Raw genomic sequence first — 24,926 nt, 5'->3', positions numbered from 1 at the left:
CCCCTTCGGGGCACGCCCTAGCCGGAGGCGGTGCCGCTGTCGGTCACCTCGTCGTAGACGCTGAGGACCTGCGTGACCGTGTCGTCCTCCGTCGGCCAAGTGGCGGCACGTGCCCGCCCCGCTGCGGCGAGCGCGGCGCGGTGAGCCGGGTCGCCGAGCAGCCGGACGACGGCGGAGGCGAGGGAGTCCGGGTCGCCGTAGGGCACCAGCACGGCCGCGTCGCCGACCAGTTCGGGAATGCCGCCGACCTCGGTGGCCACCAGCGGCACCCCCGTGCGCAGCGCCTCCTGGGCCGGCAGCGAGCGGCCCTCCCAGCGCGCCGACAGCAGCGCGATGTCGGCACCGGCCAGCAGCCGGAGCGCGTCGTCCCTGCGGCCGAGCAGCCGTACGGGCAGCGCCTCGCGCTCGATCCGTTCCTGGAGCGCCGCCCGCTCGGGGCCCTCACCGGCGATGGCGAGCAGGGGCTGCGGGTCGAGGCAGCGCCAGGCGCGGGAGGCGGTGAGCACCGTGTCGTAGCCCTGGCGGCGGTCGAGGCGGCCGACGGCGAAGAGCAGGGGCCGCCCGATGGCGCCGATGTCGGCGCGCGCCTTGTGCCGGAGCGCCTCCTCGCCATCGTCGTACTCGCCGGGGCCGGCTGGGCAGCCGGGGCCGCCGGTCATCGTTCCGGCAGCCGTGCCCGGGGGCCGGTCCGTGCGGCTGCCGCCCGGCAGCGGCGGAGGCTCGGGGGCGTGGGTGCCGGGTTCGGCCGATCCGCCCGGCAGGCTGCCCGGCGGACTTTCCGGCCGGCGGGGGCCCGGGAGGGCGACAGGCGCGAGCCGGGCGTCGCGGGCGCCGCTGCGGCGGGCCGCGTCGACCAGGTCGGTGGTGACTCCCAGGACGACGGAGGCGGCGCGTGCGACCCGCCGCCTGAGCAGCCGGACGAACAGCTCGCGCGCCGCCTCGACGCGCGTGCCGTGGTCCGTCTCGGCTCCGGTGCGCGGCGCGGTGTGCCAGGTGACGATCAGCGGCACTTCGTGCCGCCGCCTGCCGAGCGCCAGCGACGCCAGGAAGCCCGCGCGCAGCCCATGGGCGTGCACGAGGTCGGCGTCCGCGCACACGGCCCGCAGCACGGCGACCGCCTCCGGCTCGGTGCGGCCTCCGGTGGCGGCGAAGTGGGCGCCGGCCGCGGTGAAGGCGTGGCGCAGCTCGGAGTCCCGGGCGGCGGCGCAGACCGTGACCCGCACCCCTCGCGCGACCAGTCCCTCGGTGAGGGAGCGCACATGCGCCGACGTCCCCGCCGAGGGCGCGACGTCGCCGAACGGGGAGACGGCACCCCCCAGCACCTGGACGGCGTGCAGCGGCTCCCTGCCCACGGACGGCTGGTACGAGACGGTGCGGCTCAAGCTCACGGCAGGCGGGCTCCCTGAATCAGCTGTGGGGGACACGGGGTCTGCCCAGGATGCCAGTTGGCGGCGTGCCGTCGCACCGCAGTGCGGCTCCCGGGCCCCGCGTCGCGGAACCTGACAGGGCGTATCACTCACGTGGGTGACGGCGTGCGCGAGGGGCGCGAGCCGGATCACAGAGCGCGGGGGCCGGGTCAGGACGGGGCGCGAGGGCCAAGCCAGGACGAGGCGCTGAGGCCGGGTCGGAGCGAGGCCCGGTCGGGGTTCAGGTCGAGGCGCGCGCCGCCTCCAGCAGTTCCTCGGCGTGGGCCCGGGCCAGCTGTGAGTCCTCCTGGCCCGCGAGCATCCGGGACAGCTCGCGCACGCGGTCCTCGCCCTCCATGGCCTGCACTCCGCTTCGGGTGACCGAGCCGTCGTCGGTCTTCTCGACGACGAGGTGGCGGTCGGCGAACGCGGCCACCTGGGGCAGGTGGGTGACGACCACGACCTGCGCCGACCTGGCCAGCCGCGCCAGCCTGCGGCCGACCTCGACGGCCGCCTTGCCGCCGACGCCCGCGTCCACCTCGTCGAAGAGGTAGGTCGGCACCGGGTCGGAACCGGCGAAGACGACCTCGACCGCCAGCATCACCCGCGAAAGCTCGCCCCCGGAGGCGCCCTTGGCGATGGGACGGGGCTGTGCCCCGGGGTGCGGGGTCAGCAGCAGCTCGATCTCGTCGGTGCCGTGCGGGCCAAAGGCGAGGGTGCGGCCCTCGACCTCCAGACCTTCGGGGTCCTCGGTGTGCTTGAGCTCGAAGGAGACCCGGGCGTGCGGCATGGCCAGCTCGGACAGCTCCTCGGTGACCGCGTCGGCGAACCTCTTCGCGGCATCCGCGCGCGCCTCGGTGAGCGTACGGGCCATCGTGGCGAGTTCGCCGCGCAGCGTCCCGCGCTCGGCCTCCAGTTCGCCGATCCTGTCGTCGTCGCCCTCCAGCTCGGCGAGCCGCTGCGCGCTCTGTTCGGCCCACTCCAGCACGGCGGTGATGTCCTCGCCGTACTTGCGGGTGAGCTGGCCGAGCGCGGCGCGGCGCTCCTCGACGGCGGCGAGGCGCAGCGGGTCGGCGTCCAGGTCGTCGGCGTATCCGGCCAGCTCGCCCGCCACGTCGGACAGCAGGATGTGCACCTCGCCCAGGCGTTCGGCGAGGGTGGCGAGCGCCGGGTCGTGGGAGCGGACGCTCTCCAGCGCCCGGTGGGCGCCCGCGACGAGGGTGCCGGCGTCCACGGCCTCCAGGTCGGCCGGATCGCCGGCCAGCGCGCTGTGTGCCGTGGTGGCGGCCGAGGCCAGCGCCTCTGCGTGCCGCAGCCGTTCGGCCTCCGCCGCCAGCTCCGTGTCCTCGCCCGGCTGGGGCTCGGCGGCCTCGACCTCCTGGATGCCGAAGCGCAGCAGATCGGCCTCCTGCGCCCGCTCACGGGCGCGGGTGGTCAGCTCGGCCAGCTCGGCGGCGACGGTGCGCAGCCGGCGGTACGCCTCGCCGTAGGCGGTCAGGGGGGCGGCGACGGCGCCGCCCGCGTAGCGGTCCAGGGCCTCGCGCTGACGCGCGGCGCGCAGCAGGCCCTGCTGGTCGGTCTGGCCGTGCACGGCCACCAGGTCGTCGCTCAGTTCGGCCAGCAGCCCCACCGGCACGGAGCGCCCGCCGACGTGGGCGCGGGAGCGGCCCTCGGCCGAGATCGTGCGGCTGATCAGCAGCGCGCCCTCGTCCAGCTCGGCCCCGGCTTCCTCGGCACGGCGTGCGGCCGGGGCGTCGGGGGGCACGACGATCCTGCCTTCCACCACGGCCGACTTTGCCCCGACCCGTACGAGTGCCGGGTCCGCCCTTCCGCCGAGCAGCAGCCCGAGGCTCGTGACGACCATGGTTTTGCCCGCACCGGTCTCGCCGGTCACCGCGGTGAAGCCGGGGGACAGCTCGACGACGGCGTCGTCGATCACGCCCAGGGCTCTGATCCGCATCTCCTCCAACACGGATACGACCATACGAGGTTCCGTCGTGCTCCCCACACCCCTGGTCCGGGTGGTAGCCGGATCGTGGGGGACATACAGCCCCAGCACGCGGTAAACCGCCCCCTCACCCGGTGTCCCCTGCCCCGATCTCGCCCACGGCTCGACCTCGGCCTTCCCCCCGGCCCGGCCCGGCCTCCCTACGACTCGTCCGTCCCTACAGCGGTGCCCCGCGCCAGCCGGAGACCGGCAGGGCGAACTTCGCCACCAGCCGGTCGGTGAAGGAGGCGTGGTGGAGCCGCGCCAGCCGTACCGGCACGGCGCCGCGCCGCACCTCCACCCGGGCCCCGGCGGGCAGTTCGACGCTGCGCCGCCCGTCGGCCCACAGCACCCCGTGCGGCGTCTGCGGCTGCACCTCGACGGCCAGCACCGAGTCCGGCGCGGTGACCAGCGGCTTGGCGAACAGCGCGTGGGCGCTGATCGGCACCATCAGCAGCGCCTCCACCTCGGGCCACACCACGGGCCCGCCGGCGGAGAAGGCGTAGGCGGTGGAGCCGGTCGGGCTCGCGCAGACCACCCCGTCGCCGCCGAAGCTGGAGACCGGGCGGCCGTCGACCTCGATGACGACCTCCAGCATCCGCTCGCGGGCCGCCTTCTCGACGGACGCCTCGTTCAGCGCCCAGTCGGTGTGGACGATGTGACCGCCGGCGCCTGTGTTGCCCGCGGTACCCCCGCTGCGCACGAGGATGTCGAGGGTCATCCGCTCCTCGACCCCGTACGAGCGCGAGACGACGCCGTCCACCACCTTGTCCAGGTCGTCGCGCTCGGCCTCGGCGAGGAAGCCGACCCGGCCGAGGTTGACCCCGAGCATCGGCACCCCCGAAGCGCGCGCGAACTCCGCGCCGCGCAGCAGCGTCCCGTCGCCGCCGAGCACGACCAGCAGCTCGCAGCCCTCCGCCGCCTCCGCCGTGGCCGGGACGATCTCCACCAGATCGGGCAGCGGCAGGTCGACCGCCTCCTCGTCGAGCACGCGTACGCCGATCCCGCAGCGCAGCAGGCCTTGTACGACCAGCTCGGCGCTGCGTACGGCGGCCGGTCTTCCGGTGTGCGCGAGGAGGAAGACCGTGCGTTTCTCGCCCGTGGGCGCTTTCCCCTCGCTGTTCGTCACGGGCGCTGTCATCCGGCTCTCCTGGGTCACTTGGGCCCCTCCGCCACCGCTCGCTCGACTTCGGCCGGGTCGAGGTCGGGTGCCCCGGCCCGCAGCCACAGAAAGTATTCGACGTTTCCCGAGGGCCCGGGGAGCGGGCTCGCGGTGACACCCAGCGCACCCAGACCCAGCGAGGCCGCGTGGCCCGCGACCGTGCGTACGGCCTCGGCACGCAGCTGCGGGCTGCGGACGACTCCGCCGCTGCCCAGCCGTTCCCTGCCCACCTCGAACTGAGGTTTCACCATCAGCACGAGATCGGCATCCGGTGCCGCGCAGCGCACCAGCGCGGGCAGCACGAGGCCGAGGGGGATGAAGGACAGATCGCCCACCACGAGGTCGACGGGCTCGCCCCCGATGGCCTCCAGCGTCAGCTCCCGTACGTTGGTGCGGTCCTTGACCGTGACGCGGGGGTCGCTCTGGAGCGACCAGGCCAACTGGCCGTAGCCGACGTCCACCGCGACCACCTGCCCGGCTCCCGCGCGCAGCAGGACGTCGGTGAAGCCCCCGGTGGAGGCCCCGGCGTCCAGCGCGCGCCGGCCGGTGACCGTCAGACCTCGCGGGCCGAAGGCCGCCAGCGCTCCGGCGAGCTTGTGGCCGCCGCGCGAGACGTAGTCCGGGTCTCCGTCGTCGTCCTTGACCACGACGGCCGCGCTGGTCTCGACCTGGGTGGCGGACTTGGCCGCCGTATTGCCCCCGACCGTGACCCGGCCCGCGGCGATCAACTGACCGGCGTGCTCACGCGACCGTGCGAGGTTGCGGCGCACCAGCTCCGCGTCGAGTCGGCGTCGTGCCACGTGTCAGCTCCGGGGGGTGTGGGGGCGATCCAGCGCGGCCAACGTCTCGCGCAGACCGCGGTGGACATCTTCGTACACCTCCAGGTGACCGGACACAGCGAGGTGGTCGGCGTCCTCCAGGCGCCTCAGCTGAGCGTCGACCGGCGCGTGGCCGGTCGGGCGCACGCCGACTCCCAGGGGGCGCGGGCCGTCGTCCTCCCCGCCCTCCGACGCCTCGGCCACGGCTTCCGGTGTCCGGCCCACGGCTTCCGCCGCCTCGTCCCCACGCGCGTCCTCGCCCTCAGAGCCGGGCCCGTTCCGGGCCTCCTCCGGCCCCGCGGGGTGTGCGTACTGCTGCTCCACGACATGCGGTCTGACGTGCTGCTCGGCGTCTTGTCCGGGCCCGTGCCCCTGCTCGAACTCGCTCATGCCCCGACGCTACATCGGCGGTGTGACAGATCAGGGCGGCCACGTCAGCGCCTCGCGGCGGGCACGACCAGCGGAGTGCCGGTCTCCGGATCGTCGATGACGCGACAGGGCATTCCGAAGACGTCCTCGACCAGTTCGGCGGTCACCACCTCGTCCGGTACGCCCTCGGCGACGATCTCACCGTCGCGCATGGCGATGAGGTGGGTGGCGTAGCGCGCCGCGTGGTTGAGGTCGTGGAGTACGGCGACGAGGGTGCGGCCCTCCTCCTCGTGCAGGCGGGCGCACAGATCGAGGATCTCGATCTGGTGGGCGATGTCGAGGTAGGTGGTGGGCTCGTCCAGCAGCAACAGCTGCGTCTGCTGGGCGAGGGCCATCGCGATCCACACGCGCTGCCGCTGGCCGCCGGACAGCTCGTCCACGAAGCGGTCACCCAGGCCGTCGACCCCGGTGGCCGCCATGGACTCGTCGACGACCCGCTCGTCGTCGCGCGACCACTGCCGCAGCAGGCCCTGGTGCGGGTAACGGCCCCGGGCGACCAGGTCGGAGACGGTGATTCCGTCGGGGGCTATGGAGGTCTGGGGCAGCAGCCCGAGGGTGCGGGCGAGCGCCTTCGCCTGCATGCCGGCGATGTCGGCGCCGTCGAGCAGCACCTGGCCGTGTGCGGGCTTGAGCATCCGGGAGAGCGCGCGCAGCAGGGTGGACTTGCCACAGGCGTTGGGGCCGACCACGACGGTGAAGGACTGGTCCGGCACGCGGACGTCCAGGTCGCGCGCGATGGTGCGCTGATCGTAGGCGAGGGTGAGGCTCTGGCCGGTCAGCCGTGCGGAGGCGGCATCCGAGGCGGTCATGTTCCGCCCCGCTCCGGCCGGCGCCGTGCCCTTGTTCTCGGACGCCTCGCCCTTGAGCGCCGTGCCCTTGGGCGCCTCTTCCTTGAGCGCGTCCTTGGGGGCCGCACCCTGGGGCGCCTCGTCCTTGGGATCCTTGGGCGCCTCGTCCGTGGGCGCCGCGCCCGTCGCGCTCGTCGCGCTGTTCATCGTCGCTTCCGCCTCCGTGTTGTGCCTGTGCCTGTGGGTGTCGCTGTGGTGGCCGCTGCCCCTGGGGCCGTGCCGGTGGCTGTCGCTGTGCTGTCCGTCCACGGCCTCGCCGGTGCGCTGTCCGGACCCGCTCATATCCGTCCCGCCCTGCGCTCGGTGGCCAGCAGCCACACCAGATAGCCGCCGCCCAGCACACCGGTGATCACACCGACGGGCAACTGGTGCTCGCCGAAGGCGCGTTGTGCGACCAGGTCGGCGCACACCAGCAGCGCGGCACCCATGCACAGGGAGGGCAGGAGGTTGGGCCCCGGCGCCTTCGTCAGCCGTCGCGCCAACTGCGGCGCCGCCAGCGCCACGAAGGCGACAGGCCCCGCGGCGGCTGCCGAGAGCGCCACCAGCAGCACGCCCGCGACCAGCAGCACGAGCCGGGTGCGCTCCACGCGTACGCCGAGCGCGTAGGCCGCGTCGTCGCCCATCTCCATCATCCGCAAGGCGCGCGCGCACCCGAACAGCACCAGGGGCACGAGGACGACCATGCCGCACAGCAGCGGCGTGACGTTGCCCCAGCCGCGCCCGTCGAGGCTGCCGGTCATCCAGAGCACGGCCCGGGACGCCTCGGTGATCTGGGCGCGGGTGATCAGATAGCTGTTGACGCCGGTCAGGATGGCGGTGGCGCCGACTCCGATGAGCACCAGCCGGTAGCCGTGCATCCCGCGCTTCCAGGCAAGGGCGTAGATCAGTCCGCTGATGACCAGGGCGCCGATGACGGCACCGCCCGCCAGGAGCGCGCTGCCGCCGCCCGCGACGACGATGGCGACCAGGGCCCCGGTGGCGGCGCCGTTGCTGAAGCCGAGCATGTCGGGGCTGCCGAGCGGGTTGCGGACGACCGCCTGGAAGACCGCGCCGCACAGGCCCAGTGCCGCGCCGACGAGGAGCGCGGTGACGGTGCGGGGCAGCCGCAGTTCGTTGACGATGAACGCGTCGGCCGGGTCGCCCTGGCCGATCAGCGTGCGGATCACCTCGCCCGGCGCCATGGGGTACTCGCCGCTGCCTATGGCGAAGACGGCCGCGACGAGCGCGAGCAGGAGACAGGCGCCCCCCACCAGCACCGCGCGCGGGCGGTAGGTGACGGAGAGACCTCCGGCAGTTCGTATGACGCTCACGCGTGTGCCACCCTCCGCCGGCGTACGAAGTAGAGGAAGAAGGGACCGCCCAGCACCACCGTGACGATGCCGACCTGGAGTTCGCTGGGCCGCCCGATCACCCGGCCGAGCACGTCGGCGCCCAGCAGCAGGGCGGGGGCCAGGACGGCGCAGTAGGGCAGCATCCAGCGCTGGTCGGGCCCGGTCAGCGCCCGCACCATGTGCGGGACCATCAGCCCGACGAAGACGATCGGCCCGCAGGCGGCCGTGGCCGCGCCGCACAGCAGCGTGACGGCGACGATGGCTCCGGCGCGGGTCCTGGTGGGCCGGGAGCCGAGGGCGCGGGCCGCGTCGTCACCGAGCGCGAGCGCGTTCAGCGGGCGGGCCAGCGCCAGCGCGATGAGCCCCCCGGCGGCGATGAAGGGCAGCGCGCCGAGGACGGTGGAGCTCTCGGCGCGGGCGAGGGAGCCGACCAGCCAGAAGCGCATGCGGTCCAGCGAGGCGGTGTCCAGGAGCTGGACGGCGCTCACGTACGAGACGAGTGCCGCGTTGAGCGCCGTACCGGCGAGCGCGAGCCGGGCCGGGGTGGCGCCGCGTCCGCCGCCCACCGCGTAGACGAGCGCCGAGACGGCGGCGGCGCCGAGGAAGGCGAAGCCGATGTACCCGTTGTAGCCGCTGATCCCGAAGAAGGAGATCGCGGTGACGACGGCGGCTGCCGCGCCCGCGTTGATGCCCAGCAGCCCCGGGTCGGCCAGTGGGTTGCGGGTGAGGGCCTGCATCACGCCGCCCGCGAGACCGAGGGCGACACCGGCGAGCAGCCCGAGGAAGGTGCGCGGCAGGCGCATCTCGTGGACGACGGTGTAGGCCTTCGAGCCGCTGTCGAACAGCCCCGACCACGCCTCGCCGAGCGTGAGCTGGCGGGCGCCGACGGCGAGGCTGAGGAAGACGACGAGCAGCAACAGGAGCAGGGCGGCGATCAGGCCGGCGGCACGTGCGAGCGGGGGCCGAGCGCGTGCGGACTGTTCCTGACCGGTCGCCGAACCTCCGCGGACCTGGGGGGACTTGGTGAGGGTCACGTACGGGCTCCGGTCGGGGACCGGAAGAGCTGGCTTCCGGCCACTGGACAACAACGACTTTGGTTAGGTTAGCCTAACTGCGACTTCGACCCCCATGGTCGCCCCGTCAGCGCGTTGAGAGAAGGCCACTAAATGCCCAGCTCGTCCTCTATGCCCCGTCTTTCCCGTCGTGGTCTGCTGGCCGCGGGTGGTGCCGCAGGACTCAGCGCGCTGCTCGCCGCCTGCGGGAGCGAGGACTCCGGGTCCGGCTCGGGCGACTCCAAGGGCGACGGCTGGTCCTTCACCGACGGCCGCAAGAAGAAGGTCAGCCTCAAGGCCGTCCCCGACCGCATCGTCGCCTACACCGGCACCGCCGCCGCGCTGCACGACTACGGGGTCGGCGACAAGATCGTGGGCGTCTTCGGGCCGACCAAGAAGAAGAACGGCAAGCCGGACGTGATCGCGGGCGACCTGGACATCTCCAAGGTGGAGATCATCGGCAACGCCTTCGGCGAGTTCGACCTTGAGAAGTACGCCAAGGCCCGCCCCCAGCTGCTGGTCACCAACATGTACGTCAAGGACGCGCTCTGGTACGTCCCCGACGAGAGCAAGCAGAAGATCCTCAAGCTGGCCCCCGCGGTGGCCTTGACGACGGCCCAGGTCTCGATGCTGGAGCCGATCCAGCAGTTCGCGAAGCTCGCCGAGTCCCTCGGCGCCGATCTGAAGGCCAAGTCCGTAACCGAGGCCAAGGCCCGCTTCGAGAAGGCCTCCGAGCGGCTGCGCAAGGCCGCCAAGGGCGGCGTCCGCGTCATGGCCGCTGCCGCGGCCCCCGACCTGTTCTACGTCTCCGACCCCAACGCCAACGCCGACCTGAAGTACTTCAAGGACCTCGGCGTGGACTTCGTCGTCCCCGAGAAGCTCAGCAAGCAGGGCTTCTTCGAGGAGCTGAGCTGGGAGAACGCCGACAAGTACAAGGCGGACGTCATCATCTTGGACAGCCGCACCCAGTCCCTCCAGCCCCCGGCGCTCAAGTCGAAGCCCTCCTGGGGCGAGCTGCCCGCCGTCAAGGCCGACCAGGTCGGCGGCTGGATGGCCGAGCCCCGCTTCTCCTACGCGGGCGCGGCGCCGCTGGTCGAGGACCTCGCCAAGCTGATCGAGAAGGCCAAGAAGGTCCGCTGAGCCGCGCGGGCGTGCCCGCCTCGCACGGCACAGGGCACGCCAGCCCGCCCCGCACACACCACCCGCCGATACGTCCCATGCCGACACGTCCCCTACCGAGCAAACGCATCCGGGAGGAACAGACATGAGCACCACGGTCTCCGAGGCGCCCCCGACACCGGCCGCCGTCCCCTTCGAGTTCTTCGAGCTGCGCGTCCTGCGCACCCGCCGTCTGGGTCCGACCATGCAGCGGATCACCCTCGGCGGCGAACGGCTGGGGGCCTTCGCCTCGGGCGGACGGGACCAGCGCTTCAAACTGTTCCTCCCCCAGCCCGGCCAGGACACTCCCGTCGTGCCGACCACGGCGGGCGACAACTGGTTCCCCGAGTGGCGTGCCATGGACGAAAGCGTCCGGGCGATCATGCGCTCGTACACCGTGCGCGCCCTGCGTCACGGCAGCGAGTACGGCGGCCACGACGAACTGGACATCGACTTCGCACTCCACGGCGACATAGGCCCGGCCTCCCGCTGGGCACTCGGCGCACTGCCCGGGGACCGGGTGACGCTGCTCGGCCCGGTGGTCGAGGACAACGGCGGGGTCGACTTCCGGCCGCCGGAGGGCACCGACTGGGTATTGCTGAACGGCGATGAGACCGCGCTGCCCGCCATCGGCGCCATCCTGGAGTGGCTGCCGGCCGGGATGCCCGTGCGCGTATTCGCCGAGGTGCCGCGCGCCGAGGACATCCAGGACCTGCCGACGGTCGCCGACGCGCGGATCACCTGGCTGGTCCGGGACGAGAGCGCCGGCTCGCGCGCCGAGACGGTGGTGGAAGCGGTCCGCGCGGCCGAACTTCCCCCGGGCACGCCCTACGCCTGGATCGCGGGCGAGGCGGGCACGGTCAAGGCGCTGCGCCGCCACCTGGTCAAGGAGCGCGCCTTCGACCGCCGCGCCGTCAAATTCACCGGCTACTGGCGGCTGGGCGCCACCGAGGAGCAGCTCGTCGCGGAGGCACTGGCCACCGCGGGCTGAGACAGCACCGGACCTTCTTCACCGGCCCCGGCGGGGGTCTCAACCGACCCCCGCCGGGCTCAACCGACCTCGGCGGGGCTCAAACCGACTCCCGCCGGGACTCATCTGGCCCGCAGGGCTCAGCCGACCCCGCGGGCTCTCCATGCCCCACCGGGTCTCACAAACCCAGCCGGGCCAGCGCCTTCTCCGTGTCCAGGGCGCACCCGTCCTCGCCGCCCGCCCTCCAGGCCGCGCCGCACAGTGCCCGGAGGCCGTCCAACGGGTCGCCGTCGCCGCTGAGTTCGAGCGCGTCCAGCCCCGCGACGGCCTCCCAGCCGCCGCAGCGGAACCCGGCGGAGGCGTCCCCGGTCACCTCCGGGTGCACCTCCAGAAGCCCACGCAGATCGCGCGCCACATAGGTGGGACGGTGCACGGGCGGTGCCGCCAGCAGCTGCGCACCGTCGGTCACCCCGGTCAGTACGAGCAGCGAATCCACGCGCCCCGCGTGCGCCCCCTCGATGTCGGTGTCCAGCCGGTCGCCGACGACCAACGGCCGCTGTGCGCCCGTCCGCAGAATGGACTCCCGGTGCATCGGCGGCAGCGGCTTACCCGCCACCACCGGCTCCGGCGGCTTGCGCATCCAGCGCGTGGCGATGCGGACGACCTCGACGGCGGCGCCGTTGCCCGGCGCGATACCGCGGTTGCTCGGAATGGTCAGATCCGTGTTCGAGGCGAACCAGGGCACGCCGCGCTGCACGGCGAGCGCCCCCTCCATCAGCCGCTCCCAGGCCATGTGGGGCCCGCCGTACCCCTGCACCACGGCGGCCGGGTCTTCGTCGGCCGAGGCGACGACCCTCAGCCCCCGCTCCTCCAGCGCGGCCGTCAGCCCCTCGGCGCCGATGGCGAGCACGGGCGCGCCCTCGGGGACCTGCCCCGCGATGAGCCGGGCGACGGCCTGCGCCGAGGTGATCACCTCGTCCGGGAGCGCCGGCACGCCCAGTTCGCTCAGGTGCGCGGCGACGGTGTCCGGGGTGCGGGCCGCGTTGTTGGTCACGTACGCCAGCCGCAGCCCGCTCTCGCGCGCCGCGCCCAGCGAGTCCACCGCGTGCGGCAGCGCCTCTCCCCCGGCGTACACCACCCCGTCCAGGTCGAGCAGCGCCGTGTCGTACGCCGCGTGCGGCGGACGCTCGGCGGCCTGCGGCACGTACCGCACCGAGGCCGCGTCCCGGCCGTACCGGTCCTTGCCGCCGTCGTCCAGGGAGTTGTGGTGCATGGTCTCGCTCCTCGCGGGTGCTTCACGGGGTCCGCGCGGGAACCGGCGCCCCGCGACGCCCCGATCCTCTCGCACACGCGGACGGGCCCCGCGACGGGCGGGTGGTGCGCCAAGCGGGCGTCACGACGCACCTCAGCGGCCTCACGACACACCACAGCGGCGCCGCGACGCACCACAGCGGCGCCGCGACGCACCAAGCGACCTCCAAGCTCTGCCCAAAGCTCGGTCAAAGCGGCGCCGCCGCTGCCCTGGACCCGACTCCCTGCGCCCCCCGTGCCCCGCTCCACGCGCGGCCCGATACGGGCATAACATGCACAGATGACCGCCGAGGGCCTGAGACTCACTCCGTTCCGGGGGCTGCGCTACGCGCCCGAGCGGGTCAGCAGCCTCGCCGCCGTGACCTCCCCGCCGTACGACGTGGTGGTCCGGCCCGACGGGCTGCGCCACCTGGAGACGGCAGATCCGTACAACATCGTCCGCCTGATCCTGCCGCAGGCGGCCGATCCCGCCACACGGCACCGTCAAGCGGGCGAGACGCTGCGCCGCTGGCGCGCCGACGGTGTCCTGGCGACCGACCCGGAGCCGGCGCTGTACGTCTACGAGCAGCGCAAGGGCGAGTTGCTCCAGCGCGGCATCATCGGCGCCCTGTGCCTCTCCCCGCCCGAGGACGGCATCGTCCTCCCGCACGAGGAGGTGATAGCTGAGGTCGTCGAGGACCGCGCAGCGTTGATGCGCGAGACCGCCGCTAATCCTGAGCCGCTGCTGCTCTCCTACCGCAGCCGCGGCACCCGCACCGGCACGACCGCCGTCATCGAGCGCGCGACGAGGCGCACCCCGCTGGTCGCCACCACGACGGAGGACGGCTTCGCACACCGCCTGTGGGCGGTCACGGACCCGGCCGAACTCGCCGAGGTGGACGCGGACCTGTCCGGATACCGCGCGCTGATCGCCGACGGCCACCACCGCTGGGCGACCTATCTGCGGCTGCGCGCCGAACACGCCGAAGCCGCCAGGCAGGCGGCACACGCCAGGCAGGCAGCGCACGCCAGACAATCCGCGCAGGCCGGGCAGGCCGGGCACGCGGTGGCCGCCGCGTCCGCGAACGGCTTCTCGCCGTGGAACTACGGCCTCGTCCTGCTGGTCGACACCGCTCGCTATCCGCTCCAGGTGCGCGCCATCCACCGCGTACTGCCCCGCCTCCCGCTCAAGCAGGCCCTCGATCTGCTCGACCGTGCGGACGGCGGCTTCCGCGTCCGCGCGCTGGAGGCACCCCTGGACGAGGCGTTGGAGGAGTTGGAGGACACTCCGGGCAACGCCTTCTTGCTGACCGAGGGCGAGGGCGTCTTCCATCTGCTCGACCGCCCCTCCCCCGCGCTGCTGGCCCGCACCCTGGACGGCGAACGCCCCGAGGCGTGGCGACGGCTGGACGCGGCGGTGCTGCACTCCGCCTTGCTCGACGGGATCCTCCATGTCCCCGACCACGCCGCGGACATCAGTTACATTCACCACACCGAGGCGGCGGTCGAACAGGCGAGGGCACACGGTGGTACGGCCGTCCTGATGCGGCCGGTCCGCGAGGAGACGGTGCGCGCGCTGGCCGAGCAGGGCGTCACGATGCCCCGTAAGTCCACGTCTTTCGGGCCAAAACCGGCCACGGGGCTCGTGTTGCGCACGATCGACAGCGCGGCGAACGGTGCGGCGAGCTGACCTGCGAGTCTCCTCCGTCTTCCACCCGCTTCCGGCGCTTTCCACGCGTTTCCGAGCGCTTCCTTTCGACCTGCCCCTCCGCTTTCTCCGCTTTTCACCACACCCGCGCACTCCTTTCACCTCCGTCCGGCGGAGGCCCCCTGCACGGCGACCGGCTGCCCTAGTTAGGCTAGCCTTACCTGACCGCGCAGTTCAGCGCGGTGCCCCGCCGCGTCAGGAGGAGAGTTCATGAGCAGCAGGTCGAACCTGCTCAACGACAGGACAGCGGAGCATTACCAGCGCTCCCTCACCCACGGGGTGGAGCGTGTGGCCGCGAAAATCGCGTCCACGGACCGGCCGTTCACCGGCATCACCCCCGCCGAACTCGCCCCGTCCATCTCCGCCATCGACCTCGACCAGCCCCTGGACACCCCACAGGCTGCTCTCGACGAACTGGAGAACGTCTACCTGCGCGACGCCGTCTACTTCCACCACCCCCGCTACCTCGCACACCTCAACTGCCCCGTGGTGATACCCGCCGTCCTCGGCGAGGCCGTACTCAGCGCCGTCAACTCCTCGCTGGACACCTGGGACCAGAGCGCCGGCGCCACCCTCATCGAGCGCCGTCTCGTCCGGTGGACCGCCGACCGCATCGGCTTCGGCCGGGCAGCGGACGGCATCTTCACCAGCGGCGGCACCCAGTCCAACCTCCAGGCGCTGCTCCTGGCCCGCGACGAGACCTGCCGCCTGGTGCGCAAGCACGCGAAGGACACCGAAACCGAGCTCAGCACCCCGCAGATCCTGCCGAAGCTGCGCATCCTCACCTCCGAGTGCAGCCACTTCAGCATCGAGAAGGCCGCCACCTTGCTGGGCCTGGGCGCCGAAGCCGTCCTCTCCGTGCCCTGCGACGAGGGCCGCCGCATGCGCCCGGCCGCGCTGGCCGAACAACTGGCGCGCTGCGAGCGCGAGGGCCAGGTGGTGATGGCCGTCGTCGCCACGGCGGGCACCACCGACTTCGGCAGCATCGACCCGCTCCCCGCGATCGCCGACCTGTGCGAGGCGTCCGGGGTGTGGATGCACGTCGACGCCGCCTACGGCTGCGGGCTCCTGGTCTCCCGGCGCCGCCCCATGCTGGAGGGCATCTCCCGCGCCGACTCGGTGACCGTCGACTACCACAAGTCGTTCTTCCAGCCCGTCAGCTCCAGCGCCGTACTCGTGAACGACGCCAGCACGCTGCGCCACGTCACCTACCACGCGGACTACCTCAACCCGGCCCACGCGGCCGAACGGGCCATCCCCAACCAGGTCGACAAGTCGATCCAGACCACGCGCCGCTTCGACGCGCTCAAGCTCTGGATGACCCTGCGCGTGATGGGCGCCGACAGCGTCGGTGAGCTGTTCGACGAGGTGGTCGACCGCGCCGCCGACGCCTGGAAACTGCTGGACGCCGACGAGCGCTTCGAGGTCGTCACCGAGCCCCAGCTCTCCACCCTCGTCTTCCGCTACGTCCCCCCGCTCCCCATGGACGAGGCCGGCGAAGCCCTGACCGACCAGGCCAACCTGCACGCCCGCGAGGCGCTGTTCGCCTCCGGTGACGCCATCGTCGCGGGCACCGTCGTCGACGGCCGCCACTACCTGAAGTTCACCCTGCTCAACCCCGAGACCTCGCTGGCGGACATCGCCGCGGTCCTCGAGCTCATCGCCGGCCACGCCGAGCAGCACCTGTCCGCCCACTCTCCCCTCAGCACCGCACACGCGTGCTGACCGACAGCTCACGGAGCCCCGACGTGACTGACTCCCCCCACCCATCCGACGGCGCCGTCCCCTCGCCGGTCCACGACTTCATCGCCATCGGCCTCGGCCCCTTCAATCTCGGCCTCGCCTGCCTCACCGAGCCGATACCCGACCTCAACGGCGTCTTCCTGGACGACAAGCCGGACTTCACCTGGCACCCGGGCATGCTCCTGGAGGACAGCACCCTCCAGACGCCGTTCCTGTCGGACCTGGTCACCCTCGCCGACCCGACCTCGCCGTACTCCTTCCTGAACTACCTCAAGGAATCCGGCAGGCTCTACTCGTTCTACATACGCGAGAGCTTCTATCCGCTCCGCGCCGAATTCAGCGACTACTGCCGCTGGGCCGCCAACCGCCTCGGCGACACCGTCCGCTTCGGCCATCGCGTCACCTCCGTCGAGTACGACGAGACCGAGGGCCTGTACACCGCCCACGCCGAGCACCTGCCCGACGGCGAACGCCGCGTCTTCCGCGCGCCGAAGCTCGTCCTGGGCACCGGCACCCCGCCGCACCTCCCCGACCCCGTCCAGGGCCTCGGCGGCGACCTGATCCACAACTCGCGCTATCTGGAGACCAAGGAAGCCCTCCAGGAGAAGGCCAGCATCACCCTCATCGGCAGCGGCCAGAGCGCGGCGGAGATCTACTACGACCTCCTCCAGGACATCGACAAGCGCGGCTACACCCTCACCTGGGCCACCCGCTCCCCGCGCTTCTTCCCCCTCGAATACACCAAGCTCACGCTGGAGATGACCTCCCCGGAGTACGTCGACTACTTCCACTCCCTCCCCGCGGACACGCGTGACCGCCTGGTCGCCTCGCAGAAGAACCTCTACAAGGGCATCAACTCCGAGCTGATCGACGCCATCTTCGACCTGCTCTACCAGAAGAACCGCGTCACGCCCTGCCCCACCCGCCTGATGACCAACACCTCGCTGACCGACGCGTCCTACGACGAGGACAGCGGCACCTACACCCTGGGCCTGCGCCAGGAGGAGCAAAAGCGCGACTTCGGCCTCACCACCGAGGGCCTGATCCTCGCGACCGGATACCGCTACGAGCGCCCCGCCTTCCTCGACCCCGTCGCCGACCGCATCGAGTGGGACGCCCGGGGCCGCTTCGCCGTTCGCCGCGACTACCGCATCGACAGCGCCGACAGCACCGGCGGCGAGATCTACGTCCAGAACGCCGAGCTGCACACCCACGGCTTCGCCGCCCCCGACCTGGGCATGGCCGCCTACCGCAACTCCTGCATCATCCGCGAGCTGCTCGGCCACGAGCACTACGCCGTCGAAAAGGCCATCGCCTTCCAGGAGTTCGCCGCCCCCATGGGCCTGGGGACAGAGCTGTGACCGGCAGCGAGGCGGTGCTCTTCCGCCGCACCGACGACAAGCTCGGCACCCTCGCCCTGCGTCCCGTGGACCCGCTCACCGACTCCGAGCTGCTGCACGGCTGGGTCACCCACCCGAAGTCGGCGTTCTACCTCCTCCAGGACGCCACGCTCCTGGATGTCGAGCGCGAGTTCATGAGCATCGCCGCCTCCCCCCATCACGACGCCTTCCTGGGCCTCCGCGAGGGAGAGCCCGCCTTCCTCATGGAGCGCTACGACCCGGTCCACGTGGAGCTGGCCGGGCTCTACCCGCACCAGGAGGGCGACATCGGGATGCACTTCCTCTGCGCCCCGACCGACACCCCTGTGCACGGCTTCACCCTCGCGGTGATCACCGCCGTCATGGAGATGCTCTTCTCCGACCCGGCGGTCCACCGCGTCGTCGTCGAACCCGACGTACGCAACACCGCCGTGCACGCCCTCAACGAGGCGGTCGGCTTCCACGTCGACTCCACCCTCACCAAGCCGGAGAAGGAAGCCCTGCTCAGCTTCTGCACCCGCGAGCAGTTCCTGACCGCCACAGGAGAGACCCCCGCATGACCCTCCCCCAAACCTCCCGCCCGCTCACCGCGCGCGAGTCCGTCTCCCACCTCACCCCCGAGCGCTGGGAGACCGCGACCCGCCTGCTGATCCGCAAGGCCCTCGCCGAATTCACCCACGAGCGCCTGCTGACGCCACAGCCCCTCGAAGGCACGGAGGACCGCTACGCGATCCGCTCCGACGACGGCGCCACCGAATACCGCTTCACCGCGCGCCGCTTCGCCCTCGACCACTGGCAGGTCGAGGCCGACAGCATCACCCGTCACCGCGACGGGGCCGAACTCCCCCTCGACGCCCTCGCCTTCATCACCGAGCTGCGCACCGCCCTCGGCCTGGGCGAGGGGATCCTCCCCGTCTACCTGGAGGAGATCAGCAGCACCCTGGCCAGCACCGCCTACAAACTGGCGGCTCCGCCCGTCAGCGCCACCCAGCTGGCCGGCTCCGGCTTCCAGGACATCGAGTCCGGCATGACCGAGGGCCACCCCTGCTTCATCGCCAACAACGGCCGCCTCGGCTTCGACATCGCCGAGTACCGCGCCTACGCCCCCGAGACCGGCGCCCCCGTGCGGCTCGTCTGGGTCGCGGCGCGCCGCGACCGCGCGACCTTCACCGCCTGCGCCGACATCAGCTACGACAAGCTGGTGCTGAGTGAACTGTCGGGCCCCACCCTGCGCCGCTTCTCGGCCGCGATGAGCGAACAGGGCCTGGACCTGGACGACTACTACCTCATCCCCGTCCACCCCTGGCAGTGGTGGAACAAGCTCTCGGTCACCTTCGCCGCCGAGGTCGCCCAGCGCCACCTGGTCTGCCTGGGCCACGGCGACGACGAACACCTCGCCCAGCAGTCCATCCGCACCTTCTACAACACCACCCACCCCACGAAGCACTACGTCAAAACGGCGCTCTCCGTCCTCAACATGGGCTTCCTGCGCGGCCTGTCCGCCTCGTACATGGAAGCGACCCCCGCTATCAACGACTGGCTGGCCGACCTGGTGGCGCGCGACGAGGTGCTCCGCTCCACCGGCCTGGGCGTCCTGCGCGAACGCGCCGCCGTCGGCTACCACCCCGCGCCCTACGAGGCAGCGGCACCCAAGGGCTCCCCGTATCTGAAGATGCTCGCGGCCCTGTGGCGCGAGAGCCCGGCGCCGTTCCTCAACGAGGGCGAGAAGCCCGCCACCATGGCCTCGCTGCTGCACGTCGACCGCGAGGGGAACTCCTTCGCCTCGGCCCTCATCGAACGCTCAGGCCTGGCCCCCGCCGACTGGCTCCGCCGCTACCTCGACACCTACCTCACCCCGCTGCTGCACTGCTTCTACGCCTACGACCTGGTGTTCATGCCGCACGGCGAGAACGTCATCCTCGTCCTGGACGAGAACGGCATCCCCCAGCGCGCCCTCTTCAAGGACCTGGCCGAGGAAATAGCCGTGATGAGCGCAGACGCCGACCTCCCCCCGGAGGTCGAACGCATCCGCGCCGACGTCCCCGAGGACATGAAGATCCTCTCCCTCTTCACCGACGTCTTCGACTGCTTCTTCCGCTTCCTCGCCCCCACCCTGGAAGCCGCGGGAACCCTGAACGAGACGGACTTCTGGGCCACCGTCGCCGACTGCGTCACCGCCTACCAGAAATCAGCCCCCCACCTGGCAGACCGCTTCGCCCGCTACGACCTGTTCGCCGACGGCTTCGCCCTCTCCTGCCTCAACCGCCTCCAACTGCGCAACAACCAGGAGATGGTAGACCTCCAGGACCCAGCCGGCGCCCTGCAACTGACCGGCACTCTCCAAAACCCCCTGGCCGCGCACAAATAACCAGCCCGCCGCCATAGCCCCCTCCGGCGTTTGAGGAGCGGGGGTCCGGGGGGCGGAGCCCCCGAAAGAAACGAGAAAGGGGAGGGGCAGGCGCACACACGACAAAGGGCGGGCCCCACCGTGGGCCCGCCCTTTATCAACGCGCGGAGGCCTCAGCCCTCGCGCTCACCATCCCCGTCCTCACCCTCATCCAGCGCATCGATGAACTCCACCCCGTCCAGCTCCGCAAGCCGATCAGACGCATCGGTCATCCCGTTCTGATCAGCCTCCAGCGCCTTGCCAAACCACTCCCGCGCCTCCCCCTCACGCCCAACCTCCAACAGCGCATCGGCATACGCATACCGAAGCCGCGCAGTCCAAGGCTGCACAGAGCTGGACGCCAACTCAGGACTCTGCAAAGTCACCACAGCCGCATCCGCCTGCCCCATGTCGCGGCGGGCCCCCGCCGCGACCAGCCGCATCTCGACCTGCCCCGCCTTGTCCAGCCGCTGTACCTCGGGCTCACCGGCCATGGCCAACGCCTTCTCCGGCCGCCCCATACCCCGCTCACAGTCAGCCATGACGGGCCACAAGTGCTGAAGCCCGGTCATCCGCCGCGCGGCCCGGAACTCCGCGAGCGCCTCCGCGTACTTCCCGACGCCGTACGCGGCGAACCCGGCGGCCTCCCGCACGGACGGCACCCGGGAGGCAAGCCGAAGCGCCACCTTCGCGTAGTCGTAGGCCCGCTCGGGCTCCTCGTCCAGCAGCCGCGCGACCATCACCAGGTTCTTCGCGACGTCCCCGGCCAGCGTCTTCGGCAGGCTCATCAGCTCCTGCTTGACTTCCTTGTCCAGCTCGTCACCGGTGACCTCCTCGTCGATCGGCAACCGCCGCAACGGCTCACGCTCCGGCCGATCCCGGTCCCCCCCACGCCGGAACCCACCCCCGCGGTTGTCATCCCGCCGGAACCCGCCACCACGGTTGTCGTCCCGACGGAACCCGCCACCACGGTTGTCATCCCGCCGGAAGCCACCCCCACGGTTGTCGTCCCGACGGAACCCGCCACCACGGTTGTCCCTACGGTCATCACGGCCACGCTCATCGCGCCCGCGACCACCGGCGCCCGGCCCGGAACCCCCGCTGCCCTGCCCGTAGGGCCGCCGCCCCCCACGCTCGTCATCACGCCGCGGACCACGCGCCCCCGGCGCCCGGTTGCCGCCGCCACGCTCGTCACGGTCATCCCGACGATACGGAGCCCGGTCCCGCCCCGAGTCATCCCGGCGAGGCCGATCCCCCCGGTAGCCACCACCACGGCTGTCCCGCCCGTCCCCCCGACGGTCATCACGAGGCCGCTCGGCCCGGCCCCGGTCGTCACGGGGCCGCTCGGCCCGAGGCCGCTCCCCCCGACCCCGGTCGTCACGAGGACGGTCGTCCCGCCGCCGATCATCACGGGGTCGATCGTCCCGGGGACGCTCATCACGACGAGGACGGTCATCACGAGGACGCTCGCTCCGAGGACGCTCATCACGACGAGGACGGTCATCACGAGGGAAGCCCTGCCCGCCACGCCCCCGGTCGCCGTCCCGGTTCCGGTCCCGCTCGTCACGACCCCGCTCATCGCGCCCACGATCGTCCCGACGGAACCCACCAGGACCACCCCGGCCGCTCCCGCCCCCCTCGTCACGTCGGCCACCGCGGCCGGCATCGTCACGTCGGGGTCCACGGGCGCGGTCATCACTCCTGCGCGGACCGGACTGACGCGGCCGACGCTCGGGGCGGTCGTCAGGCGAATTGGGGGACATCAGCGTGGCTCCTGTCTGCTGGGACTGCACAACAATTCTCGCGCAGCCGCTCCAACAACGCTTTTCGGAAATAAAAAAGGCCCTTGGCCTTCAGCGCATGCACGCTGAAGGCCAAGGGCCTCAAAGATTGTTCGGCGGTGTCCTACTCTCCCACACGCTCCCGCATGCAGTACCATCGGCGCTGTAAGGCTTAGCTTCCGGGTTCGGAATGAGACCGGGCGTTTCCCTCACGCTATGACCACCGAAACTCTATTCGGGTCACTCGGATCAATAAAATCCAAGTCCCAGAGTTCTAGCGAACAAGCACACTCTTCAATTGAATGCGGTTGTTGTCTCAGAACCTACACAGTGGACGCGAGCCTCTATGGACAAGCCCTCGGCCTATTAGTACCGGTCACCTCCACCCATTACTGGGCTTCCAGATCCGGCCTATCAACCCCGTCATCTCCAGGGAGCCTTAACCAATCAAGTTGGTGGGAGTCCTCATCTCGAAGCAGGCTTCCCGCTTAGATGCTTTCAGCGGTTATCCTTCCCGAACGTAGCCAACCAGCCATGCCCTTGGCAGAACAACTGGCACACCAGAGGTCCGTCCGTCCCGGTCCTCTCGTACTAGGGACAGCCCTTCTCAAGACTCCTACGCGCGCAGCGGATAGGGACCGAACTGTCTCACGACGTTCTAAACCCAGCTCGCGTACCGCTTTAATGGGCGAACAGCCCAACCCTTGGGACCGACTCCAGCCCCAGGATGCGACGAGCCGACATCGAGGTGCCAAACCATCCCGTCGATATGGACTCTTGGGGAAGATCAGCCTGTTATCCCCGGGGTACCTTTTATCCGTTGAGCGACGGCGCTTCCACAAGCCACCGCCGGATCACTAGTCCCGACTTTCGTCCCTGCTCGACCCGTCAGTCTCACAGTCAAGCTCCCTTGTGCACTTACACTCACCACCTGATTACCAACCAGGCTGAGGGAACCTTTGGGCGCCTCCGTTACCATTTAGGAGGCAACCGCCCCAGTTAAACTACCCACCAGACACTGTCCCCGATCCGGATCACGGACCCGGGTTAGACATCCAGCACGACCAGAGTGGTATTTCAACAACGACTCCACGAACACTGGCGTGTCCGCTTCACAGTCTCCCACCTATCCTACACAAGCCGAACCGAACACCAATATCAAGCTATAGTAAAGGTCCCGGGGTCTTTCCGTCCTGCTGCGCGAAACGAGCATCTTTACTCGTAATGCAATTTCACCGGGCCTATGGTTGAGACAGTCAAGAAGTCGTTACGCCATTCGTGCAGGTCGGAACTTACCCGACAAGGAATTTCGCTACCTTAGGATGGTTATAGTTACCACCGCCGTTTACTGGCGCTTAAGTTCTCAGCTTCACCACACCGAAATGTGACTAACCGGTCCCCTTAACGTTCCAGCACCGGGCAGGCGTCAGTCCGTATACCTCGCCTTACGGCTTCGCACGGACCTGTGTTTTTAGTAAACAGTCGCTTCTCGCTGGTCTCTGCGGCCACCCCCAGCTCAAGGAGTAAATCCCATCACCAGGCGTGGCCCCCCTTCTCCCGAAGTTACGGGGGCATTTTGCCGAGTTCCTTAACCATAGTTCACCCGAACGCCTCGGTATTCTCTACCAGACCACCTGAGTCGGTTTAGGGTACGGGCCGCCATGAAACTCGCTAGAGGCTTTTCTCGACAGCACAGGATCATCCACTTCACCACAATCGGCTCGGCATCAGGTCTCACCCCAAAAGTTGCGCGGATTTACCTACACAACGGGCTACACCCTTACCCCGGGACAACCACCGCCCGGGCTGGACTACCTCACTGCGTCACCCCATCACTCACCTACTACAAGCTTGGACCGTCGGCTCCACCACTCCCCTACACTCCGAAGAGCTCAGGGCGGCTTCACGGACTTAGCATCACCTGATTCAATGTTTGACGCTTCAAAGCGGGTACCGGAATATCAACCGGTTCTCCATCGACTACGCCTGTCGGCCTCGCCTTAGGTCCCGACTTACCCTGGGCAGATCAGCTTGACCCAGGAACCCTTAGTCAATCGGCGCACACGTTTCTCACGCATGTATCGCTACTCATGCCTGCATTCTCACTCGTGAACCGTCCACAACTCGTTTCCACGGCTGCTTCACCCGGCACACGACGCTCCCCTACCCATCACAGCGGGCGTTGACCCTCATGCTGCAATGACACGACGTCGGCGGTGTGCTTGAGCCCCGCTACATTATCGGCGCGGAATCACTTGACCAGTGAGCTATTACGCACTCTTTCAAGGATGGCTGCTTCTAAGCCAACCTCCTGGTTGTCTCTGCGACTCCACATCCTTTCCCACTTAGCACACGCTTAGGGGCCTTAGTCGATGCTCTGGGCTGTTTCCCTCTCGACCATGGAGCTTATCCCCCACAGTCTCACTGCCGCGCTCTCACTTACCGGCATTCGGAGTTTGGCTAAGGTCAGTAACCCGGTAGGGCCCATCGCCTATCCAGTGCTCTACCTCCGGCAAGAAACACACGACGCTGCACCTAAATGCATTTCGGGGAGAACCAGCTATCACGGAGTTTGATTGGCCTTTCACCCCTAACCACAGGTCATCCCCCAGGTTTTCAACCCTGGTGGGTTCGGGCCTCCACGACCTCTTACAGCCGCTTCACCCTGCCCATGGCTAGATCACTCCGCTTCGGGTCTTGAACACGCTACTCAACGCCCTATTCGGACTCGCTTTCGCTACGGCTCCCCCACACGGGTTAACCTCGCAACATGCCGCAAACTCGCAGGCTCATTCTTCAAAAGGCACGCAGTCACGACACCAAGTGCAAGCACTTGATGCGACGCTCCCACGGCTTGTAGGCACACGGTTTCAGGTACTATTTCACTCCGCTCCCGCGGTACTTTTCACCATTCCCTCACGGTACTATCCGCTATCGGTCACCAGGGAATATTTAGGCTTGACGGGTGGTCCCGCCAGATTCACACAGGATTTCTCGGGCCCCATGCTACTTGGGTGTTCCATAAACGAGTTGCTGACGTTTCAGCTACGGGGGTCTTACCCTCTACGCCGGGCCTTTCGCATGCCCTTCGCCTACACCAACAATTTCTGACTCGTCCAACAGCCGGCAGACCATTGAAATGAAATCCCACAACCCCGCATGCGCAACCCCTGCCGGGTCTCACACACATACGGTTTAGCCTCATCCGGTTTCGCTCACCACTACTCCCGGAATCACGGTTGTTTTCTCTTCCTACGGGTACTGAGATGTTTCACTTCCCCGCGTTCCCTCCACACCGCCTATACATTCAGCGGCGGGTGACAGCCCATGACGACTGCCGGGTTTCCCCATTCGGACACCCCCGGATCACAGCTCGGTTGACAGCTCCCCGGGGCCTATCGCGGCCTCCCACGTCCTTCATCGGTTCCTGGTGCCAAGGCATCCACCGTGCGCCCTTAAAAACTTGGCCACAGATGCT

General features: G+C 70.1%; 18 protein-coding genes and 2 rRNA genes. 7 read left to right on the top strand and 13 right to left on the bottom strand.

Annotated elements, in window-relative coordinates:
* Positions 1 to 17: 17 nt before the first annotated feature.
* From OHB04_RS33440 to OHB04_RS33405, 8 genes are all read right to left on the bottom strand, one after another.
* Positions 18 to 1,388 carry a glycosyltransferase family 4 protein gene (locus OHB04_RS33440; protein WP_442815013.1) on the bottom strand — a complete coding sequence of 457 codons (1,371 nt, stop codon included), beginning with the start codon at positions 1,386 to 1,388 and terminating at the stop codon, positions 18 to 20.
* Between the two features lie 259 nt (positions 1,389 to 1,647).
* Positions 1,648 to 3,390: a DNA repair protein RecN gene (gene recN / locus OHB04_RS33435; RefSeq protein ID WP_326691371.1), complete on the bottom strand. Its 1,743-nt coding sequence runs from the start codon at positions 3,388 to 3,390 to the stop codon at positions 1,648 to 1,650.
* A 181-nt stretch (positions 3,391 to 3,571) separates the two neighbouring features.
* A complete protein-coding gene (locus tag OHB04_RS33430) occupies positions 3,572 to 4,534 on the bottom strand; it encodes an NAD kinase (RefSeq protein ID WP_326691370.1) in 963 nt (320 codons plus the stop codon).
* Between the two features lie 14 nt (positions 4,535 to 4,548).
* Complete coding sequence (locus tag OHB04_RS33425) at positions 4,549 to 5,355, bottom strand: TlyA family RNA methyltransferase (RefSeq protein ID WP_326691369.1); 807 nt, start codon at positions 5,353 to 5,355, stop codon at positions 4,549 to 4,551.
* 3 nt (positions 5,356 to 5,358) lie between these two features.
* The gene (locus OHB04_RS41990) at positions 5,359 to 5,763 is read right to left on the bottom strand and encodes a hypothetical protein (protein WP_442815012.1); all 405 of its coding nucleotides are present in this window, start codon (positions 5,761 to 5,763) and stop codon (positions 5,359 to 5,361) included.
* Positions 5,764 to 5,807: 44 nt separating this feature from the next.
* The gene (locus tag OHB04_RS33415; RefSeq protein ID WP_326693040.1) at positions 5,808 to 6,611 is read right to left on the bottom strand and encodes an ABC transporter ATP-binding protein; all 804 of its coding nucleotides are present in this window, start codon (positions 6,609 to 6,611) and stop codon (positions 5,808 to 5,810) included.
* A 317-nt stretch (positions 6,612 to 6,928) separates the two neighbouring features.
* A complete protein-coding gene (locus OHB04_RS33410) occupies positions 6,929 to 7,960 on the bottom strand; it encodes a FecCD family ABC transporter permease (RefSeq protein ID WP_326691368.1) in 1,032 nt (343 codons plus the stop codon).
* A complete protein-coding gene (locus OHB04_RS33405; protein ID WP_405803144.1) occupies positions 7,957 to 9,015 on the bottom strand; it encodes a FecCD family ABC transporter permease in 1,059 nt (352 codons plus the stop codon). The genes OHB04_RS33410 and OHB04_RS33405 overlap by 4 nt, the downstream gene beginning before the upstream one ends.
* 150 nt (positions 9,016 to 9,165) lie before the next feature.
* Here OHB04_RS33405 and OHB04_RS33400 point away from each other — a divergent pair, with 150 nt between their 5' ends.
* Positions 9,166 to 10,173, top strand: a complete 1,008-nt coding sequence (locus OHB04_RS33400; protein WP_326808910.1) for an ABC transporter substrate-binding protein — start codon at positions 9,166 to 9,168, stop codon at positions 10,171 to 10,173.
* A gap of 124 nt (positions 10,174 to 10,297) precedes the next feature.
* Complete coding sequence (locus OHB04_RS33395; protein WP_326691366.1) at positions 10,298 to 11,182, top strand: siderophore-interacting protein; 885 nt, start codon at positions 10,298 to 10,300, stop codon at positions 11,180 to 11,182.
* Between the two features lie 157 nt (positions 11,183 to 11,339).
* Here the strand turns inward: OHB04_RS33395 and OHB04_RS33390 are convergent, their stop codons facing one another.
* The gene (locus tag OHB04_RS33390) at positions 11,340 to 12,434 is read right to left on the bottom strand and encodes an HAD hydrolase-like protein (protein ID WP_326691365.1); all 1,095 of its coding nucleotides are present in this window, start codon (positions 12,432 to 12,434) and stop codon (positions 11,340 to 11,342) included.
* A 318-nt stretch (positions 12,435 to 12,752) separates the two neighbouring features.
* On the opposite strand from OHB04_RS33390, the gene OHB04_RS33385 reads away from it, so the two are divergent.
* The 5 genes from OHB04_RS33385 to OHB04_RS33365 all read left to right on the top strand — a co-directional run bounded on the left by OHB04_RS33385 (position 12,753) and on the right by OHB04_RS33365 (position 19,649).
* Positions 12,753 to 14,141 (top strand): DUF1015 domain-containing protein, encoded by a 1,389-nt coding sequence (locus tag OHB04_RS33385; protein ID WP_326691364.1) that lies wholly within the window; start codon positions 12,753 to 12,755, stop codon positions 14,139 to 14,141.
* A 228-nt stretch (positions 14,142 to 14,369) separates the two neighbouring features.
* Positions 14,370 to 15,884, top strand: a complete 1,515-nt coding sequence (locus OHB04_RS33380) for a pyridoxal phosphate-dependent decarboxylase family protein (protein WP_326691363.1) — start codon at positions 14,370 to 14,372, stop codon at positions 15,882 to 15,884.
* A gap of 23 nt (positions 15,885 to 15,907) precedes the next feature.
* On the top strand, positions 15,908 to 17,263 hold the full coding sequence (locus tag OHB04_RS33375; RefSeq protein ID WP_326691362.1) for a lysine N(6)-hydroxylase/L-ornithine N(5)-oxygenase family protein: 1,356 nt from the start codon (positions 15,908 to 15,910) through the stop codon (positions 17,261 to 17,263).
* The gene (locus tag OHB04_RS33370) at positions 17,260 to 17,841 is read left to right on the top strand and encodes a GNAT family N-acetyltransferase (RefSeq protein WP_326691361.1); all 582 of its coding nucleotides are present in this window, start codon (positions 17,260 to 17,262) and stop codon (positions 17,839 to 17,841) included. The genes OHB04_RS33375 and OHB04_RS33370 overlap by 4 nt, the downstream gene beginning before the upstream one ends.
* Positions 17,838 to 19,649 carry an IucA/IucC family protein gene (locus OHB04_RS33365; protein WP_326691360.1) on the top strand — a complete coding sequence of 604 codons (1,812 nt, stop codon included), beginning with the start codon at positions 17,838 to 17,840 and terminating at the stop codon, positions 19,647 to 19,649. Before OHB04_RS33370 ends, OHB04_RS33365 begins: the two co-directional genes overlap by 4 nt.
* A gap of 152 nt (positions 19,650 to 19,801) precedes the next feature.
* On the opposite strand, the gene OHB04_RS33360 is transcribed toward OHB04_RS33365, so the two are convergent.
* From OHB04_RS33360 to OHB04_RS33345, 4 genes are all read right to left on the bottom strand, one after another.
* A complete protein-coding gene (locus OHB04_RS33360; protein ID WP_326691359.1) occupies positions 19,802 to 20,515 on the bottom strand; it encodes a hypothetical protein in 714 nt (237 codons plus the stop codon).
* The gene (locus OHB04_RS33355) at positions 20,455 to 21,363 is read right to left on the bottom strand and encodes a hypothetical protein (protein ID WP_326808909.1); all 909 of its coding nucleotides are present in this window, start codon (positions 21,361 to 21,363) and stop codon (positions 20,455 to 20,457) included. The genes OHB04_RS33360 and OHB04_RS33355 overlap by 61 nt, the downstream gene beginning before the upstream one ends.
* A gap of 196 nt (positions 21,364 to 21,559) precedes the next feature.
* Positions 21,560 to 21,676, bottom strand: a 5S ribosomal RNA gene (gene rrf, locus OHB04_RS33350).
* 118 nt (positions 21,677 to 21,794) lie between these two features.
* Positions 21,795 to 24,917, bottom strand: a 23S ribosomal RNA gene (locus tag OHB04_RS33345).
* Positions 24,918 to 24,926: the final 9 nt, after the last annotated feature.

The sequence above is a fragment of the Streptomyces sp. NBC_01775 genome (genome assembly GCF_035917675.1).
Lineage (GTDB): Bacteria > Actinomycetota > Actinomycetes > Streptomycetales > Streptomycetaceae > Streptomyces.
This window is presented reverse-complemented; position numbering and strand designations above follow the sequence as displayed.

What these genes read in the sequence shown, in the direction of transcription:
- OHB04_RS33415 (WP_326693040.1), bottom strand. Translation starts at nt 6,611, where the DNA reads ATGACCGCCTCGGATGCCGCCTCCGCACGGCTGACCGGCCAGAGCCTC.
- OHB04_RS33355 (WP_326808909.1), bottom strand. Translation starts at nt 21,363, where the DNA reads ATGACCGCGCCCGTGGACCCCGACGTGACGATGCCGGCCGCGGTGGCC.
- OHB04_RS33385 (WP_326691364.1), top strand. Translation starts at nt 12,753, where the DNA reads ATGACCGCCGAGGGCCTGAGACTCACTCCGTTCCGGGGGCTGCGCTAC.
- OHB04_RS33380 (WP_326691363.1), top strand. Translation starts at nt 14,370, where the DNA reads ATGAGCAGCAGGTCGAACCTGCTCAACGACAGGACAGCGGAGCATTAC.
- OHB04_RS33400 (WP_326808910.1), top strand. Translation starts at nt 9,166, where the DNA reads ATGCCCCGTCTTTCCCGTCGTGGTCTGCTGGCCGCGGGTGGTGCCGCA.
- OHB04_RS33430 (WP_326691370.1), bottom strand. Translation starts at nt 4,534, where the DNA reads ATGACAGCGCCCGTGACGAACAGCGAGGGGAAAGCGCCCACGGGCGAG.
- OHB04_RS41990 (WP_442815012.1), bottom strand. Translation starts at nt 5,763, where the DNA reads ATGAGCGAGTTCGAGCAGGGGCACGGGCCCGGACAAGACGCCGAGCAG.
- OHB04_RS33365 (WP_326691360.1), top strand. Translation starts at nt 17,838, where the DNA reads ATGACCCTCCCCCAAACCTCCCGCCCGCTCACCGCGCGCGAGTCCGTC.
- OHB04_RS33390 (WP_326691365.1), bottom strand. Translation starts at nt 12,434, where the DNA reads ATGCACCACAACTCCCTGGACGACGGCGGCAAGGACCGGTACGGCCGG.
- OHB04_RS33395 (WP_326691366.1), top strand. Translation starts at nt 10,298, where the DNA reads ATGAGCACCACGGTCTCCGAGGCGCCCCCGACACCGGCCGCCGTCCCC.
- recN (WP_326691371.1), bottom strand. Translation starts at nt 3,390, where the DNA reads ATGGTCGTATCCGTGTTGGAGGAGATGCGGATCAGAGCCCTGGGCGTG.